The 16820-nt window shown below is 71.9% G+C and carries 11 protein-coding genes; 8 read left to right on the top strand and 3 right to left on the bottom strand.

All coding sequences use genetic code 11. The features are described 5' to 3' along the window. Window positions 1-5: 5 nt before the first annotated feature. Entirely contained in the window at window positions 6-1166 is a 1161-nt protein-coding gene (locus HUT10_RS27645) for an esterase-like activity of phytase family protein (protein ID WP_176173868.1), read from the bottom strand. A gap of 65 nt (window positions 1167-1231) precedes the next feature. On the opposite strand from HUT10_RS27645, the gene HUT10_RS27640 reads away from it, so the two are divergent. After that, window positions 1232-1651, top strand: a complete 420-nt coding sequence (locus tag HUT10_RS27640) for an SdpI family protein (RefSeq protein ID WP_176173867.1) — start codon at window positions 1232-1234, stop codon at window positions 1649-1651. On the opposite strand, the gene HUT10_RS27635 is transcribed toward HUT10_RS27640, so the two are convergent. Continuing rightward, the gene (locus HUT10_RS27635; protein WP_176173866.1) at window positions 1648-2229 is read right to left on the bottom strand and encodes a YqgE/AlgH family protein; all 582 of its coding nucleotides are present in this window, start codon (window positions 2227-2229) and stop codon (window positions 1648-1650) included. The genes HUT10_RS27640 and HUT10_RS27635 overlap by 4 nt on opposite strands. 256 nt (window positions 2230-2485) lie before the next feature. Between HUT10_RS27635 and HUT10_RS27630 the strand changes: the two genes are divergently transcribed. The 3 genes from HUT10_RS27630 to HUT10_RS27620 all read left to right on the top strand — a co-directional run bounded on the left by HUT10_RS27630 (window position 2486) and on the right by HUT10_RS27620 (window position 4783). Continuing rightward, window positions 2486-3778, top strand: a complete 1293-nt coding sequence (locus tag HUT10_RS27630) for an MFS transporter (RefSeq protein ID WP_254897062.1) — start codon at window positions 2486-2488, stop codon at window positions 3776-3778. Between the two features lie 91 nt (window positions 3779-3869). Then, on the top strand, window positions 3870-4460 hold the full coding sequence (locus tag HUT10_RS27625) for a YbaB/EbfC family nucleoid-associated protein (RefSeq protein ID WP_254897061.1): 591 nt from the start codon (window positions 3870-3872) through the stop codon (window positions 4458-4460). Continuing rightward, window positions 4460-4783: a WXG100 family type VII secretion target gene (locus HUT10_RS27620; RefSeq protein ID WP_176173865.1), complete on the top strand. Its 324-nt coding sequence runs from the start codon at window positions 4460-4462 to the stop codon at window positions 4781-4783. The genes HUT10_RS27625 and HUT10_RS27620 overlap by 1 nt, the downstream gene beginning before the upstream one ends. A 1827-nt stretch (window positions 4784-6610) precedes the next feature. Here HUT10_RS27620 and HUT10_RS27615 read toward each other — a convergent pair. Beyond that, complete coding sequence (locus tag HUT10_RS27615) at window positions 6611-7591, bottom strand: hypothetical protein (protein WP_176173864.1); 981 nt, start codon at window positions 7589-7591, stop codon at window positions 6611-6613. Window positions 7592-8755: 1164 nt separating this feature from the next. On the opposite strand from HUT10_RS27615, the gene HUT10_RS27610 reads away from it, so the two are divergent. Genes HUT10_RS27610 through HUT10_RS27595 form a run of 4 tightly spaced genes read left to right on the top strand, consistent with a single transcriptional unit; the run spans window position 8756 to window position 16820 of the window. Continuing rightward, window positions 8756-12730: a toxin glutamine deamidase domain-containing protein gene (locus tag HUT10_RS27610; RefSeq protein ID WP_176173863.1), complete on the top strand. Its 3975-nt coding sequence runs from the start codon at window positions 8756-8758 to the stop codon at window positions 12728-12730. Further along, a complete protein-coding gene (locus HUT10_RS27605; RefSeq protein ID WP_176173862.1) occupies window positions 12727-13164 on the top strand; it encodes a hypothetical protein in 438 nt (145 codons plus the stop codon). The genes HUT10_RS27610 and HUT10_RS27605 overlap by 4 nt, the downstream gene beginning before the upstream one ends. Then, window positions 13161-14576 (top strand): TNT domain-containing protein, encoded by a 1416-nt coding sequence (locus tag HUT10_RS27600; RefSeq protein ID WP_254897060.1) that lies wholly within the window; start codon window positions 13161-13163, stop codon window positions 14574-14576. Before HUT10_RS27605 ends, HUT10_RS27600 begins: the two co-directional genes overlap by 4 nt. Beyond that, window positions 14577-16820: an ADP-ribosylglycohydrolase family protein gene (locus HUT10_RS27595; protein ID WP_176173861.1), complete on the top strand. Its 2244-nt coding sequence runs from the start codon at window positions 14577-14579 to the stop codon at window positions 16818-16820.

Here is a 16820-nt window from a genome sequence, read left to right as displayed (position 1 = left end):
GCTGGTCAAAGCCGTTCCGAGGGGACCGCCAGTGCGACGAACTGGGTGACCTGGGTCGCGGAGAAGTTGTTGTCGCTGACCAAGATCAAACTGCGTTCGCCGTCCGGCAGCTTCGGCCCCCAGGTCATGCCTTCGAGGTTGTCTACAGTGGACAAGCCGAGGTCGGCCGCGTCGAAGAGGAACCGCTTCTTGACCGGCTTCACGTGCTTCGCGTCGGCGAGGGACGGCACGTTCAGGACGTTCGTCGCGCCCGTCGTGTCGATCTCGTAGACGCGCACCTTGTTGCCGACGCCGGTGCTGAACGAGCGCTCCATCATCAGGAACTTCGTCGGATCCGCCTGGTCGACGGCCAGCATCGAGGAGACGCCGGTGGTGGCGAACGCCGTCGACGGCACGGGCGCGGCGAACAGCGGCTCCTGCGGGTAGGCGTACTGGGCCAGGACCGGCCCGAACCGCGCCTGCAGGGTGATCCTCGACAGCGCGCCGGTGGTCGTGGTCGCCTCCGGGCCGTCCTGCAGCAGCGGGCCCTCGACCTCGCTGGCCAGCAGCGAGCCGAAGCCGGTGAACGTGATGCCCTCGAGCACGAGGTTCTGCCGTGGTCCGGCCGTCGGCGTCATCTTCTCGTTCGCGGGGATCGGCAGGTCGCGGACGTATTTTCCGTCGCGGCGGGCCTCGCGGATCGACGGGTCGATCAACGTCGTCGCGGTCCGCTCGCCCTCCTGCGACCAGTAGTAATCGCCGGTCCACGGGTCGACGCGCAGCTCTTCGGGGTCGATCGTCTGCTCGTTCTGCGGCTTCGACGGGTCGTTCTGCGCGAGCGGCGGGTACGGCGTGCCGTCCGGGCGGAGCAGCGGTTTCGTGCCGGTGAAGGTGACGTCGCCGACGCCGTGGGCGGTGACCGGGAACGTCGCGGTGTAGAACCGGGCGGGGTTGATCGCCGATCGGTCGTCGCAGATCAGGGCGTACCCGCCGGTCCGCGGGTCGTAGTCGATGCTGGACAGGCCGCCGACCGTGGTGCCCTGGAACGGCAGGGCGTTCGGGACGATCTTTTCGCCGAGCAGCCGGATGGGCCGCTCGTGACTCTGGGTGGCCTCGGCCGGAGCCGCGGCGAGGATTCCCCCGATCAGGGCAGTGGCCAGGACGGTGGGCAGTACACGCGGTGACATGGCCTGTAGCACAGTCGATCAGGGTATCCGGCAGGTTGCCGGGACGTCACGCTTATCCTTGACCCGTGTTCGCTATCGCGCTGGTTCCGGTCGTACTGGGTCTGCTCGTCGGTTTTGGTGGGTTCCTCGGGTTCCGCGAGCGCTTGACGCGCGAGGGCGGCACCGGGGTGCGCACCGAGGCGGCGCTCCGCAGCGAAGAAGCGTTCAAGCTGGCCAACCGCGTCGCGAGCCTGCCGACCATGGCCGGGGGCGCGATCGCCGTGCTCACCGGGCTGGCCGGGCTGGCCATGCCGACGACCGGTGGCCTGATCTCCGCCGCGCTGGCGGGCGTGCTCGCCTTGGTGCTGCTGGTCATGGGCGGTGGCGTGCTGGGCAACCGGGCCGCGCTGACCGTGCCCGCCCCGGCTCCCGCGGCGCCGGCCGGCTGCAGCGGCTGCGCGTGCGGCGCCGGTGGCTGCGGCGTCTTCAAGAAGGACGAGGCCTAATTCCGTTGGAGGTCGCCCGGATGGGTGGCCAGTAGCGCCAGCGGGATGCCCTGACGGCGCAGGACCTGGCTCCACAGGTCGCCGTCCGGCGAGGCCAGGATGTCGCTCGGCAGCGCCGGGACGATGACCCAGTCGTCGCGCTCGATCTCGCCGGCCAGCTGCCCCGAGTCCCAGCCCGCGTACCCGGCGAAGACGCGGACGCCCCGGACCTTCGGCACCAGCGCTTCGGGATCGGTGTCCAGGTCGACCAGCGCGACCGGGCCGCGGACCGCGATCACCCCCGGCACGCTCGCCGCCGTCTCCCCGGTGCGCAGCGCGGCCAGGCACAACGCGGTCTTCTTCTCGACCGGACCGCCGACGAACACCGCCTGCGGCTCGGCGACGTGGCCACCCCAGTTGGGCAGCACGTCGTGCACCGCGACGTCGCTCGGCCGGTTCAGGACCACGCCGAGCGTGCCCTCTTCGCGGTGATCGATGACGAACACCACGGTCCGGCGGAAGTTGGGGTCGACCATGGTGGGGGCGGCGACCAGGAGCGTTCCCGGTTCAACCTCGGCGTCCGCTGGCACGCGACCCATGATCCCACCCTTGGCCCGGCGAATTACTTCGGCTCGGGAACAATCGCCCCACGAGCCTCGTTTGAAACATGTGGCCGGCGCACTCCGTGTCCCCCGGGCTCACTGAAGAACCGCCTTTGTGGAATACCGTCCGGCTGGAGCCACACTGCGCATAGCCGCCGAGAGGCGACCTCAGTGCGCCGGCCACCCCTGTTCGGCGGCTGCGCCACCCGTTCTCTTGACCGATCTCCCACGCGCGCCCCTTACCCTTGGCTTCGTGACGATCAGCGCCCACTCGGCGACCGTGCGAAGAGGCCCTCGGGAACTGCTCAAGGACCCCGACTTCCGGCGTCTCCTCTTCACCCGCTTCGCCGCGAGCTGGGGCGATGGCGTCTTCCGCGCAGGCCTCGCGGGCGCTGTCCTCTTCAACCCCGAACGTGCCGCCGATCCGCTGGCCATCGCGGGTGGGTTCGCCGCGCTGCTGCTGCCGTACTCGGTCGTCGGGCCGTTCGCCGGTGCGCTGCTGGACCGGTGGGACCGGCGGAAAGTCCTGATCTTCGCGAACCTCCTGCGCGGGCTGGCGATCGCCTGCGCGTCCGTTGCCGTCGGGCTCGGTTTCGGCGGCATCGGCCTGTTTTCGCTGGCCCTGGCCGCGGAAGGGATCTCCCGCTTCATCGGCTCGGGCCTTTCGGCGTCCCTGCCGCACGTCGTGGAGGAAGAGAGCGTCGTGACGGCGAACGCCTTCGCCACGACGCTCGGCTCGGTGGTCGCCGTCATCGGCGGTGGCTGCGCGATCGGCTTGCGCGCGCTGTTCGGCAGCAACGACGTCGGCTCGGCGGAGACGACGGCGTTCGCGGTGCTCGGCACGCTGGTCTCGGCGTTGATCGCGCGCGGCTTCGCCCGCGGCGTGCTCGGGCCGACCGTGGTGGACGAGCCGCCGAACCCGGTGCTGGCCGTCGCTCGCGGGCTGGCCGACGGTGCCCGGCACGCGTGGCGCGCGCCGAGTGTCACCGCCGGGTTCATCGCGCTGTTCGCGCACCGGGCGGCGTTCGGGGTGTCGCTGCTGGTCACCGTGCTGCTGATGCGCAACTACTTCACCGACCACGGCGTCTTCCGCGCCGGCCTGCCCGGGCTGGGGCAGATGGCGGTCCTCGCCGGCGCCGGGCTGCTGCTGGCCGGGCTGCTGACCGCGCGGATCATCCGCCGGTTCGGCAGGCTGCGCGCGGTGCTCGGCGCGTTGCTGCTGGCGGCGATCGCGCAGTCCGCGTTCGGCCTGCCGATGGTGCTGCCGCTCGCGCTGCTCGCCTCGTTCGTGATCACCGGGGCGGGGCAGGTGCTCAAGCTCTGCGTCGACTCGTCGATCCAGCTCGACGTCGCCGACGAAGCCCGCGGCCGGGTGTTCGCGCTGTACGACACGCTGTTCAACATCACGCAGGTCGCGGCGGTTTCCCTGGGCGCGCTGGTCGTGCCGGACGACGGCCGTTCGCCGGGTCTGCTCATCGCCGCGACGGTCTGCTACTTCGTCGGCGGAGCGGGGTACGCGCTCGCCCGGAGGCGCGCGATTCGCTGACGCAAACACCCGAACCGGTCACGATGACTGCTCCATTGGCATTAGGGTGACGGGCAGTCATTAGTAGGTTCGAGGGACACCGGGGGCACCTGTGACCACCGCGGGCGACGACCGTGCGCAGCTGGAAGCACGCAATGCCGCGATGAAGGACCGGATGGACACCCTCCTGGAGAACTTCGAGCGGCAGACAGCGCAGCTGCGCGACGCCCAGGCCGCGGCCGCCGAAACCACCGCACAGGTGAGTTCGCCCGACGGGCTGGTCCGCGCCACCATCGACGCCGGCGGCAGCCTCGCCAAGCTCGAGTTCGCCCCCAACACCTTCGAACGCACGACGCCCGCGCAGCTCGCGAACACCGTCCAGACGCTGGTGCGCCAGGGATCGCTGCAGGTCAAGCAGAAGATCGCCGACCTGATGGCGCCGATCACCGAAGGCCTGCCCGACCTCGCCGACCTGGTCGAGGGCGCGCCGTCGCTGGCCGGGCTGGTGCCGCCGATCCCGGAGTTCCTGGACGAGGAACCGCCGCCCGCGCCGCGGCCGGAGTCGTTCGAAGACGGCGGTTCGATCCTGCGCAACGAGCAGGCGCCGCCGATGCCGGCCCCGAAGCCCGCTCCCAAGCGCGTCCGCCCGCCGCGTGACGACGACGAGGAGCCACCGTCGTCCTGGATGACGAGGGGCGACTGATGCCGGCTGGGGGTTCCGGGTTCACCGCGGAGCCGGACGCGGTCCTGCGCGCGTCGAACGGCCTGGTGACGGCGGCCGACGCCCTCGACAACGCAGCGAAGGCACTGCAGTCCGCGCTCGCCGCGCAGGGCGAGTGCTGGGGCGGCGACGAGTCCGGCAAGGAGTTCGCCAAGGACTACGTGCCGGGCGCGCAGGGCGCAGTCGAAGGCTTCACCAACCTCGTCGCGGGGTTGCGGGGGATGCAGCAGAACGTCAGCAAGTCGATGAAGGCGCTGTCGGGGGCCGACGAAGACGTGACGTCCCAGCTCGGCAAGGGGCATTGACGCGTGGGTATGGAGATGCCCGACGCGGTCAAGTGGCTGCTGCCGATCGTCGTCGGGGAGAGCTGGCCCGAGGGCGACGAGACCAAGCTGCGCGCGCTGCGGGATGCCTGGCACACGGCGTCGGCGTCGATCGCGCCAGTGGCGGAGACGGGCAACCAGGCGGCGTCGGGCATCCGCGACAACTGGACGGGCGACGGCGCCGACGCGTTCGCGGAGCAGTGGAAGAAGTTCGTCGAGGGCGACGAGGCGTACTTCAAGCAGCTGACCGACGCGGCGAAGGCCCTGGGCGATTCGTGTGACCAGACGGCGCTGGACGTCGAGTACACGAAGTACATGATCATCATTTCGCTGATCGTCCTGGCGGCCCAGATCGCGGCGATGATCGCGGCGGCGGCCGTGACGTTCGGCGGTTCGACGGCGGGCATCGCGCCGGCCCAGATCGCGACCCGGATGACCGTGCAGATGCTGTTCCGGCAGCTGCTCGAGAAGCTGGCGCAGCAGGGGTTCAAGCAGGTCGCGAAGGAGCTGCTGGAGAAGCTGCTCAAGCAGGGTCTCAAGAAGATCGGCATGGAGATCCTGAAGAACGAGGCGATCAACCTCGGGATGGACGCGGGCATCCAGGGCCTGCAGATGGCCAAGGGTGACCGCAAGGATTGGGACTGGTCGAAGACCTCCGACGCGGCGATCTCCGGAGCGGTCGGCGGAGTGGTCGGAGCCGCATCGGGGTCGATCGGCCGCGGGGCGACGGAGGGGCTTTCGCACAGCGCCGGCGGCCAGGTCGCGGACGCGGCGATGCGGGCGGGGGCGCGGGGCGCGGTCGAGGGGGTCGCGCAGACGGTCGGCCAGGCGGCGGTGACCGGCGATCTGGGGTCGTTGACGCCGGAGCAGTTGTTGATGGGCGCTTCGAGCGGCGCGGTGGGGGGCGCGGTCGGGGGCGCGAAGGAGCAGCTGCACTCGGTTCACGAGGCGAACATCCCGCGGGCTGATGGGTCTTCTTCGGAGTCTGGGTCTCGGGAGTCTTCGGCGCGGGAGGAATCGTCGTCGGAGCCGTCCGGTCGGGATGAGGCTTCCTCGGAGCCTTCGGTGCGGGAGGAAGCACCGTCGGAGCCGTCCAGCCGGGATGAGTCTTCTCCAGAGCCATCGTCGCGGGAGGAAGCACCGTCGGAGCCGTCCAGCCGGGATGAAGGCTCCTCGGAGCCTTCGGCGCGGAATGAGGCTTCCTCGGAGTCTGGATCTCGGGAATCGTCGGAGCCTTCAGCACGGCAGGCGGCTTCCTCGCAGCCCGAATCTTCGGAGGCCGGAACGCGGGGGGAGCCTTCCTCGCAGCCTGAAACGCGTCGCGAGTCCTCGGAGGCCGGGCCGCGGAATGAGCCCGAGGATCGGGCTTCGTCGGAGTCTCGTCGTGAGTCCTCTTCGGAGCCGGCGTCGCGGAGTGAGGCTGCCTCCCCGCCGGCTCGTCATGAAGCCGGCTCCGGTCCCGAGGCGCGCAGCGAGGTCTCGGAGCCTTCGCGGGGCCAGGAGGCGCGGCAGCCGGACGTCCGGCGAGAGCCCGAGCCGCAGCGCGCGGAGAGCGGGCAGCCGGCGCCCGAGGTGTCCCGGCCGGCCGCGGAGCAGCGGGAGGCCCCGGCGGCCTCGTCGAGCGCGTCCCAGGGTGGCTACGGAATGGCCCCGCCACCGGGGTTCAGCCCGGAGCAGGGACGCCTGAGCGCAGGACGCCCGCAGGACAACGTGGGAGCGGCAGGTTTCGCGGGCGGCCAGAGCCAGCCGTTCGCGGCGGATGGCGGGCAGGCGCCGTTGCCGAACGGGCCGTCGCCGCAGCAGGCGCCATCACCGGGAGGATTCCCACCACCGCCGGCCATGCCGAACGGCGGTGGCCCGGGACGACCAGGTGGCCCCGGCCCGAGTGCGCCGCCGGTCGCGGGGGCCCAGCCACCGGACCCTCGCCGGATGCTGCAGGGTGGTCAGCCGCCGAGCGGGTACCGCCCGGGAGGCCAGCCGCCGCGCCCCCCGCAGCCTGGGCAGCCGGCCGGTCACCCGCACGCCGGTGGACAGTCGCCGCAGAGTGCCCAACCGCACCCCGGGCAGCCCGCCGGAGCCATACCGCACGGCGCACAACCGGGTGGCCAGCAGCATGTCGGCCAGACAGGTGGACAGCCGAGGCACGGTGGGCCGCTCGGTCCCGCAGGTCAGCCGCCCCACGGCATGCAGCCCCCGTTCAACGGACACGCCAACCAACCCGGCGGCCAGCCACCGCACAGGCAACCGCAGCACAGCGGGCAGGCAAATAACCCGGGCGGGCAGGCTCCGCACCGGCCGCAACTGGGTGGGCAGCCGCCGCACGGTGGGCAAGTACCGCACGGTGGGCAGCCGCTTGGCGGGCGAGCGGATCACTTGGGCGGACAACCTCCGCACGGGCTGCAACCGGGCGGCCAGCCGCCGCACGGTGGGCAAGCCGGTCAGCCCGGCGGACAGGTGCCGGGCGGAAGTCAGGCTGGCCAGCCCGGTGTGCAGCAACCGCATGGCGGGCAGGTCGGTCAATCCGGCGGGCAGGTGCCGCACGGTGGCCAAAACGGTCAACCCGGCGGGCAGCCGACGCACGGTGGCCAGGCCAGCCAGCCTGGTGGGCAGCCGCCACACAGGGGGCAAGCCGGTCAGTCTGGCGGGCAGCCGCCGCACGGTGGGCAGGCCGGTCAGCTCGGTGGGCAGCCGCCACATGGCGGACCGGCCGGTCAGGCTGGTGGGCACGTGCCGCGCGGCGGGCAAGCCGGTCAACCTGGTGGGCAGGCGGCCGGTGGGGTGCCGCCGCATGGTGGGCAGTCGGGGCCGGGTGGGCAGCCTCCGTTGGCGCCTGGGATGCGACCGCCTCTTGGGCAGGTTGGGCCTGGGGGTCAGCCGCATGCGGCGGGGTTGCCGCCGCAAGATGCGCGGCGGGTGCCGCCTCATCCGGGGGTGCCGTCGCATGGTGGAGCGCACTCCGGGATGCCTCCGCAGGGTGGTCCTCGGCCGCCGATTTCCGGAGGGCAGCGGCCGGGTGGGTATCCGAATCAGCCTCGTGGTCCTCAGGGGTCCGGGTCGCATCCCGGTGGACGGCCGGCGACGCCGCCTCCGCCGGGTGGGCGGCCGCCGCACGATCCTCGGGTGGGGTCGGCTTGGCCGGGTGGGGGGTCGCAGGTTCCGCCGCCTCGGTTCGGGCCGCCGCAGGAGCACCTGCCTCCGCGGGGACCTTTCGAGCCGCCGCGGCCGGTGGATCGTGCGCTGGAGCAGCCGCGGCCGTCCCAGCAGCCTGCTGCCGAGTCCGCGAAACCGCCGGTGGCCGAGCAGTCGCCCGTGCGCGAGAGGCCGGTCGAGCAGACGGACCAGCACTCGGGTGCGCCGGCCGAGCAGCCTGCCGCCGGGCAAGAACGGCCGGCCGACGAACGACCGGTCGACCGGGACTCGCCCGCCGAGCGGCCCGATCAGCGCGCGCCCGGGCAAGATCACGCAGGCAAACCGGCGCCGGAACGCCCGGCTGAGCCTGCCGGCGAGCGGCCGGCTGACGACGACTCGGCCGCTGGCGAGCAGCAGGATCGCCGCACGCCCGAGCAAGATCGCGCAGGCGCCCCGGAAAACGCGGCCGAGCAGCGAACGCCTGGCGATGGGCACCTGGCCGACGAGAACCCGGCCGGACGCGAGCGCCCAGCAGAGCAAGCCGCAGGCGAGCGGCCTGACCAGCACACGCCGGAGCGGGACCGTGCAGGTGAACCGGCGCCGGAACGTCCGGCCGATCACGGCGCGCCCGGTCACGAGGGGCCGAGCGAGCAAGCCACCGCCGGGGGTGAAACTCCGCAGGACCACGCCGACGAAATCCCGGCCGGCCAAGACCCCGCCACGCCTCATGACTACGGCCAGCCCGGCCTGGACGAGCCCTACCTCACCGATCCTCGGTTCCACACCGATGATCCCGCCGGCATCAGGCGGATCGAAGACACCTTCATGGACTCCGGGCGCCACAGCCAGGTCGATGGCGAGTGGCGGCACGAACAGGTTCGCCGCGAGGCGCTCGCCAAGCGCGACGCCGCCCACCCCGGCATGTCCGATGCCGGGGCCGTTGCCGTGCACGCCTACACGCGCTACGAGATGGTCGGTCCGCTCAACCACGCCCTTCGGATGGGCAGCCCCGAGCTTCCGCACCTCGCTCCTCAGGCCGCGGCGCTCGTCTCCGGGCTGAACGAACTTCCGCCGCACGAAGGGATCGTGTCGCGGCGGGTTGACTTCAAGGGCGATCTCTCGGGGCTGCAGGCCTTCCTTGCCCGGTTCCACGAGGGCGCGCACATCACCGAACCGTCGTTCCTCAGCTCCTCGAAGGTCGACGCGCAGCACCCGCGGAGCCGGTTCCCCGGCGAAGTCGAGATGCGGATCCAGTCCAAGACCGGGCGGGACGTCGAGGACCTGGCCAGCATCAAGGACGAGCACGAAGTCCTCTTCAAGGCCGGGACACAATTCAAGATCACGGGCATCGAAGAAGGCCCCGGGCACCCCAACGCCAACCCGCGTCAGCCTGGCGAGCCGCACTACATCGTGCACGCCGAAGAGGTCGCGCCCGGCGAGCCGGGGCACCTCGGTGAGGCCGATGCCCGGGAGGCCATCGAGCAGCGCCGGGCCGAGGAACGCGCCGACGAAGCACGCCGTCAGCGTGAAGCCGACGAAGAGCTGGAGCAGTTCTACGCCGAGCACCCCGAGTACAAGCCCAGCGGTGACCTGGCCGGCAAGCTCAACGCCTTCGACCCGCCGGGCGCCGAACCGCTGCCCGAACGGCGGCCGCCGGCTACCGGGGAGCCCGAAGGTGGGTGGGCTCGGCTTGCCGAGCCGCTCGCTCCCGGTGGGCCGCCCGTGCTGCACGCCGGGTCCGTCGAGACGCCGCAGCAGCACGCGCGTCTTCTTCGCGACGCCGTTCCCGAGCTCGCCGGGGTCAACACCCGCAACCACTACAGCCCCGAGGGCCTCGAAAACGGCTACCGGACCAACGCCGCCGAAGCGATAGTCGCCTTCGATCGGCGGATGAACGGCGAGGACGTCGTGGCCGGGCCGGCCCGGCAGCAGAGCCTCGGTGGGCAGTGGGACAGCCGGGGGAGCTTCGACGACGTTGCCCGTGACCTCGGGGAACGTCCGGTCGGCGCGCGGTCCGCCGTCGCCTTCGAGACGCCCGAAGGGCAGTCGCGGCTGATCGCCGCCGTGCACACCGAGCACGGGGTGCTGTTCGCCGATCCCGTCACCGGGCGGCTCGCCGAACTGCCGCCCGACGCCACCGGGATCCACACCACGCCGCTCGGCGGCGGGGAGGCGCAGCACGTCGCCATCGGTGACCGGCTCAACCCGCCCGCCGAGCGGATCGCGCACGACGAGGGCTACCTCTTCGACGGCGAGCACCGCGGCACCCCGGCCGACCACGAGAGCATCCGCCGGGCGGTCGGCGACGAGGACATCTACCAGCAGGTCCACGACCGCGCGCTGGCCCGCCGGGACGCCGCCGGGCTGCCGGTGAGCGACGAAGGCGCCGTCGCGCTGCACGGCTACACCCGCGGCGAGTACGCCTACGACGTCAACGAGGCCCTGCGCCGCGGCCCCGGGCACCCCGGCTTCGACCTCGCGCAGCAGAACACCCGCGCGATCGTGGACGGCCTCAACCAGATCACGCCCGAGTCCGGCGAGACCATCCGCGCCTACGACGTCGGCGGCGATCCGCACCTCGCGGACCTGGTCGCCCGGCCGTACGAGCCGGGCTCGGTGATCGTCGAGCCCGCGTTCTCCAGCGCGTCGATCAAGACCGACGAGTTCTCGACGTCGAAGTTCGGCGACGACATCGAGCTGCACGTGCGGTCGGACAACCTGCGCGACATCTCGAAGCTCGCCGAAAACCCGGGCGAGCGCGAGGCGCTGTCGCCGCCCGGAACCCAGCTGCTGGTCCACGAAAAGCGGCTGGAGATCGGGCCGGACGGCCGCCGCAAGTGGGTCATCGTGGCCGAGGAGATCGGGCCCGGCCACCCGCGCTACCTCGAGCCCGAGGCCGCGCGGGAGAAGATGGCCGAGCGCCGGGCCGAGAACGACCACAACGCCGCCGAGTTCGAACGCCGCAGGCAGGCCGCGATCATGGAACGGCTCGGCGGTCTCGGCGAGCCCGAGCACGTCACGCCACACGAGCCGTCGGTTCACGACGTGCAGGACACGCCCGCGGAACCGCCGCCGCCTCCGGTGTCGGTGCACGACTACTCGCGGCTGGCCCGTGCGACGAACCCGCCCGCCGAGCCCGCCATCCACGCGGGCGGGACGACGCCGTCGGAGCGCGCGGCCTACGTGCACGACCGCCACCCGCACCTGCGCGACGTCAACCCGGGCTTCCACCAGCCGGGCGCCCTCGAAAACGGCTACATGACGAACTGCACGCGCGGTCCACGGGCGTACATGGACCAGCTGCGCGGTGTCGACACGACGGCCGAACCGATCCTGCCGCACGAAATGGGCAGCCGCGGCACGCTCGAACACCTCGAGGGCGAGTTCGGGCAGACGTTCTCCGCCCGCGGCAGCTACGACGACGTCATCCGCGAGATGCGCGGGATGCCGGTCGACCACCACGCCGTCGTCGCGGTGAAGTACCCGGGCCCGAACGGCGTCGAGTACGGGCACGTGGCGATGGTCGTGCACACCCGCGAGGGCGTCGCGTTCATCGACCCGCAGTCCGGCGACCTGATGCACCTGCCGCAGCCGGCGAACAGCGTCAAGCTGATGCACATCGGGACGCCGGACGAGGTGCACGCCCGGACCGAGAGCCACAGCGAGCACGACCCGGGAGAGGCGCACGGCGGCGGTTACGGGGCCGCGGAGCCGGTGGGCGCGCACGCCGAAGCGGAGCGTTTCCTCGCCCGGGAGGACCTGCAGGCCGCGCTGGCCCACCCGGACCTGGCGAACGCGCACGTCGAGGCCAAGGACGAGCTCGGCCGCGCCCACGATCTGGGCCCGCTCAAGGACTACCTCGAAGCGCAGCTGCCGAACCGGCCCGAGCTGGTCCGGCTGCTCGGCGACGAGGCCAACGCCTACATCGCCGACTCGCTGGCCCAGCGCCCGCTCGCGCTGGGCAACCTGCTCGCGCACGACGAGGCCGTGCGGATCTTCGAGGAATCCCTGCAGGACGTCCACGAGCAGCGCGAGCACGGCACGCTGCCGGAGGAGATCCCGGCCGAGCCCCACCACATCGAGCTGGGCGAGACCGAGCGGCGGGTGTCCGAGGAAGCGACCGCGGACAACGCCCGGTACGAGGACGCCGACCGCCGTCAGCCGCCGTACCCGCGGGAACACCTCGGCAACGCGACGGAGTTCAAGAAGTACCTGGACAACGTCTACGAACGCGCCGAGGTCGCGATGGCGAAGCTGCGCGAGGTCGTGCCGGACATCGCGGCCGAGACCGAAGGCGAGCCGGACCTGCGCAAGACGCTCAAGGGCCGGGGCCGCGCCGAGGACAAGATCGAGTCCAACTACGGCGGTGACCCGTCGCGGCTGACCGACATCGCCGGCGGCATCGTCCGCTTCGACAAGATCGAGATGCTGTACGCCGCCTTGGAAAAGATCCGGGCGCGGGACGACATCGAGATCGTCGAGTTCGAGGACCGGTTCGTGAAGCCGCAGCCCGCCGGGTACAGCGACCTGCAGATGAAGGTCCGGATCGACGGGCACGTCGCCGAGTTCCGGCTGCACCTCAAGGCGGTCGACGCCGTGTCCGCCTACGATCACGCGCTCTACGAGGTGCGCCGGGACATCAAGGCCCGGGCCGTGGACGAAGGTCCCGGGCCCGATCCCGAAACCGGGAAGAAGCGGGCGCGGCCGTACACCGCGGAAGAGCAAGCCCTGATCAACGCCCTGCTGAAGCGGGAGCGGGAGAAGTTCTGGGAAGCGCTGAACAAGAGGCCGGAGCAATGACGATCGAGACGCCGGCGTACTTCCGGCACCACGACAGCCCGTACCGGCTCGACAAGACGGCCGACGGCGGGCTGGCCGGGTCCATCCTGGACTGGCGGACCGGGCGGTTCGTCGAGGACAACACCAAGATCGACGACGTCCTCTTCGCGCAGGCCGGCGACATCGGCCCGCTCACCGAGCAGGAGTTCGTGATCCGGACCGAGGACCTGCGGCGCGAGTACCTCCGCGGCGACGGCCCGATCTTCGCCCTCTACGACACGATCAGCGCCATGCACTCGGTGGCCCGCGAGCAGGGACGGCCGCTCGGCCGGGAGGAGGCCGCGCTCAAGGTTTCGCTGTACCGCCGCACTTTCCGGATGTGGGACGACGAGTTCGCGCGCCTCGACGCCGGGCAACCGCCGACCTTCGGCTACACCTCGACCTTGGCGCAATGATTCACGTGGAACATCGACTTTCGCCCGACGAGCAGCGCACTCTCCTGGTGCGGCTGGGAAAGCTCGTGCGCGAGCACCGGGTCAACGCCGCCGTCCCCGCCGTCGCGGACTTCCGGCAGGTCGGCAAGCACACCGAAACCGCAGGCCACAACACGGCGACACCGGACGAGCTGATCGGCCTCTTCACCGAACTGCGGGCCGGCATGTACACCGAAGGCCGCGGCACTTGGCTGCAGGCGCGGTTCGCCCTGAACCCGGACGGCAGCTTCGACTTCGACTTCGCGCTCGACGACGATCCGCTGTGGACCGACGCGCCCGAGCCGGCCGCCTGGCCGGAGGAGCTCGCCGCGTTCCCGCGGGCCGACGAGCACATCCCCGACTGGTGGCGGCTGCGCGCGCAGCTGCCGCTGGGCGTGGTGTTCCGGCACGCCGACACCGGCGGCCCGGACGTCGAACGGCCGCCGCTGACCGACACCGAGGTGCCGCTCGTGCTGCAGTACCTCGAGCGCGAGGCCGTCGTGCACGAAACCGAGGACGAGCGCTTCCACACCGACGGCACGTGGATCTGGTCCGACGCCGTCCCGCTGCTGCTCGCGAAGCACGGCGTGCCGCCGGAGCCGGACCTGGTCGCGCACATCCGGCGGCACCACTTCCAGCCGCCGTACGTCGAGCCGCTGGTCCGGCGGACCGCCGAGGCGGACCTGCTGGGCAAGCCGCGGCCGAAGCCGGGCCGCGCCGACGTGAAGAAGACCGCCGGTGACGTCGCCGCCGAGCTGGAGACCACGCCGGACCCGCAGCTCGGTGACGAAGAGCTGCTGATCGTGCTGGTGCAGCGGCTCGGCGAGCACGGGGTGTGGCCCGAGGCGTACCGGGTCGGCGAGCGGGCCGACGGCGCCTGGTGCCTCAACTACACGCCCGACGGCTGGGAGGTCGCCGCCTACGCCGGTGGGAAGCCGCGTGAACCGAAGTACTTCGCCCGGCTCGAGTACGCCGCCCAGCAGCTGCTGGGCGCGTTGCTGCTGCACCCCGCCCGGATGACCGCCGGGCACGAAACACCGCTGGAAACCGCGAAGGAGCTCGACGACTGGCCGGTGCACCCGGCGCCGGGTGAGCCTCCCCTCACCCTGCTCCGCAACAAGCGCATCACCAGGCTGGTGGCGGGTACGGTCGTGCTGCGCTTCGGCGAGGAACCCGGCAACCTCGTTCACCACGGCGAGGTACGGTTCGCCACGACGTCGCTGCCGCTCGAACGCGAACGGGTGCGGCGGAGCTACCGGCTCAGACGCCCCCTGCACGTGATCACCGGCATCACGGTTCCGTGGGCGAACCTGCCGGGTGGCGCGGTGGCCTTCGTGCTGCCGAAGACGATCGCCGAGCACGAGTCCGACGGAAGCCTGGAGAGGATCGAGTAGGTGGAAGCGGCGGAAGCGATTGCCAAGGTCGGCCAGTGGCTGCGCGCGGTGCACGGCCCGGACGTCTCCGGTCCCGCCGGGCTCCGGGTGGACACCGAGAAGGTCCTGCGCATCCCCGAGGGCTGGTCGGTGCCCTACAACACCATCGCCTTCCTCGACGAGGGCCGGCCGGAGAAGGAGATCTTCCCGCCGCCGTCGGTGGTCGTGCGCGAGCCGGACGGCGAGCTGCGCCAGGCGCACCCGCACCCCGGCGGGCTGTCGGTGCCGGTGGCCTTCCCCGGCCAGGAGAACTGGCGCGAGGTCGTCGACCCCGAGTACGTCAAGGCCGGGCTCGGCGAGCTGGGCGTGCCGCTGCAGGCCGTCGCCGGCTGGGTGAAGGTCGACGCCGACGGCAACCAGACCGGCGAAGAGCGCGAGAACCCGGAGTACAAGGCCGGGCCGATCCGCCGCGGCTACCCGAAACCGGAGAACACGCTGGAGACGCTGCTGTCGTTCGGCAGCGTCGGCTGGCTGACCCGGGAGCTGCTGCTCATCGGGCTGATCCGGTGCGAGGTGTACGTCCCGCTCGACCTGGAGACCGGAAAGACCGACCGGTTCTACTTCGCCGAGGAGCGCAACGAGCTCAAGGTGTTCAGCTCGACCCGGCACCTGCCCGCGCGCGAGCACGGCTGGTGGAAGGTCGACGTCGCCACCCTGGCCGAGTTCGAGCACCCGCCGAACCTGGTGATCAACGGCGGCCCGACGACCATCGAGGACGTCTCCAGCGGCGAGCTCGCGGAGATCGTCCAGCGGTTCCCGCGCCACGAGCCGCGCATCGACGTGCACGGCCGCTGCCCGGAGGCGGAAGAAGACCTGATCCGGGTCGCCACCGAGACCGCGGCCCGGATGGGCCTGCCGGACCCGGTGAAGCCGCCGCTGGCCGCGGCCGAGAAGGCCCGGCGGCGCGGCTTCGAGCTGACCGCCGAGGAGTGCGCGAAGACCGTGCTCGGCGAGTCGTGGCTGAAGCGGCTGAGCATGCCGGAGCCGCCGCGCAGCAAGCCCAACGACCTGCGCGCGAACGGCCTGGCCCCGGCGTACGACAACGCCGGCCGCACGGTGCCGCGGCTCGACACGTTCGGCAAGTACTTCGAGCGGAACCTCGACGGCTACCGCTACGGCTGGCAGCGCGTCACGGGCGCGTACGTCGGCTTCGCGCTCGGCGAGGCCCTCGGCGCGGCCGTCGACCGGATGATGCTGCACGACATCCACGCGAAGTTCGGCATCGAAGGCGTCACCGACCTGATTCCGGCGTACGACCAGCCCGGCCGGATCGGCTCGCTGACGCAGCGGCTGCTCTTCTACACCGAGGCGGCGATCCGCAGCCCGCACCGCGAGCAGCCGGAATCCCGCGAGGCCGAGCAGCTGTTCCCCGACGTCGTCCGCGGGGCGCTGCAGCGCTGGCTGCGCACCCAGGGCGCGCCGATGGACGCGCCGGACGGCTGGCTCGTGCAGGTCCCGGACCTGCACGCCCGGCGGGACATCGACGACGCCGAGCTCAACGCCTACCACCAGCTCGCGACCCTGGCGGCGGGCGCGCCGCCGATGGGCGGCCCGGCCGCGCTGATCCCGGCGCTGCCCGCCGCGCTGACCATGGCCGGGCCCGGCAGCGGGTTCTCCGGCGGGGCGCGGCAGGCGGTGCGGGAGCTGGCCGGCGTCACCCACCCCGAAGAGCAGGACCTGGCCGCCGCGACCTACCTGACCTGGCTGTTCGAGCACGCGCTGACCAAGGAGGCGTTCAGCTTCCCGATCTGGAACACCAGCCGCGAGGTGCTCAACCCGGACAACCAGTTCCAGCAGGGCCCGGAGTGGTCGGCGATCAAGGACATGGTCGCCGAGTCGGTGCCGTTCTTCGGCGAGCACGGGCTGCCCGACCTGCGGATGCCCGAACTGATCGGCGACGGCAAGACCACGCTGTCGGTGCTCGGCCGCGCCTTCGCCGCGTTGTCGGGCTTCGAGAACTACCCGGAGCAAGCGCTGCTCCGCGCGGTCAACCACTCCGGCCGCAGCGCGCTCACCGGGGCGATCGCCGGTGCCCTGCTCGGCGCGCGCACCGGGATCCCCGGCCTGCCGCAGAAGTGGGTCGACCAGCTGGAGCTGCGGTACCTGGTCGAGCAGGTCGCTTCGGACGCGTACTGGCACTTCGACCGGCACTCGGCGCTGAGCGCGCTCGGCGACGCGTGGATCGAGCGGTACCCGCGGCATTAG

This window comes from Amycolatopsis sp. Hca4 (assembly GCF_013364075.1).
GTDB lineage: Bacteria > Actinomycetota > Actinomycetes > Mycobacteriales > Pseudonocardiaceae > Amycolatopsis.
Note: the sequence above shows the minus strand (reverse complement) of the source record. Positions and strands in the feature narration are given on the sequence as shown.

Excerpts from the sequence above, each read along its gene's own strand:
- HUT10_RS27645 (WP_176173868.1), bottom strand. The coding sequence starts at position 1,166 with ATGTCACCGCGTGTACTGCCCACCGTCCTGGCCACTGCCCTGATCGGG.
- HUT10_RS27635 (WP_176173866.1), bottom strand. The coding sequence starts at position 2,229 with ATGGGTCGCGTGCCAGCGGACGCCGAGGTTGAACCGGGAACGCTCCTG.
- HUT10_RS27620 (WP_176173865.1), top strand. The coding sequence starts at position 4,460 with ATGCCGGCTGGGGGTTCCGGGTTCACCGCGGAGCCGGACGCGGTCCTG.
- HUT10_RS27615 (WP_176173864.1), bottom strand. The coding sequence starts at position 7,591 with ATGCGGCGGCACCCCACCGGCCGCCTGCCCACCAGGTTGACCGGCTTG.
- HUT10_RS27610 (WP_176173863.1), top strand. The coding sequence starts at position 8,756 with ATGGACTCCGGGCGCCACAGCCAGGTCGATGGCGAGTGGCGGCACGAA.
- HUT10_RS27605 (WP_176173862.1), top strand. The coding sequence starts at position 12,727 with ATGACGATCGAGACGCCGGCGTACTTCCGGCACCACGACAGCCCGTAC.
- HUT10_RS27600 (WP_254897060.1), top strand. The coding sequence starts at position 13,161 with ATGATTCACGTGGAACATCGACTTTCGCCCGACGAGCAGCGCACTCTC.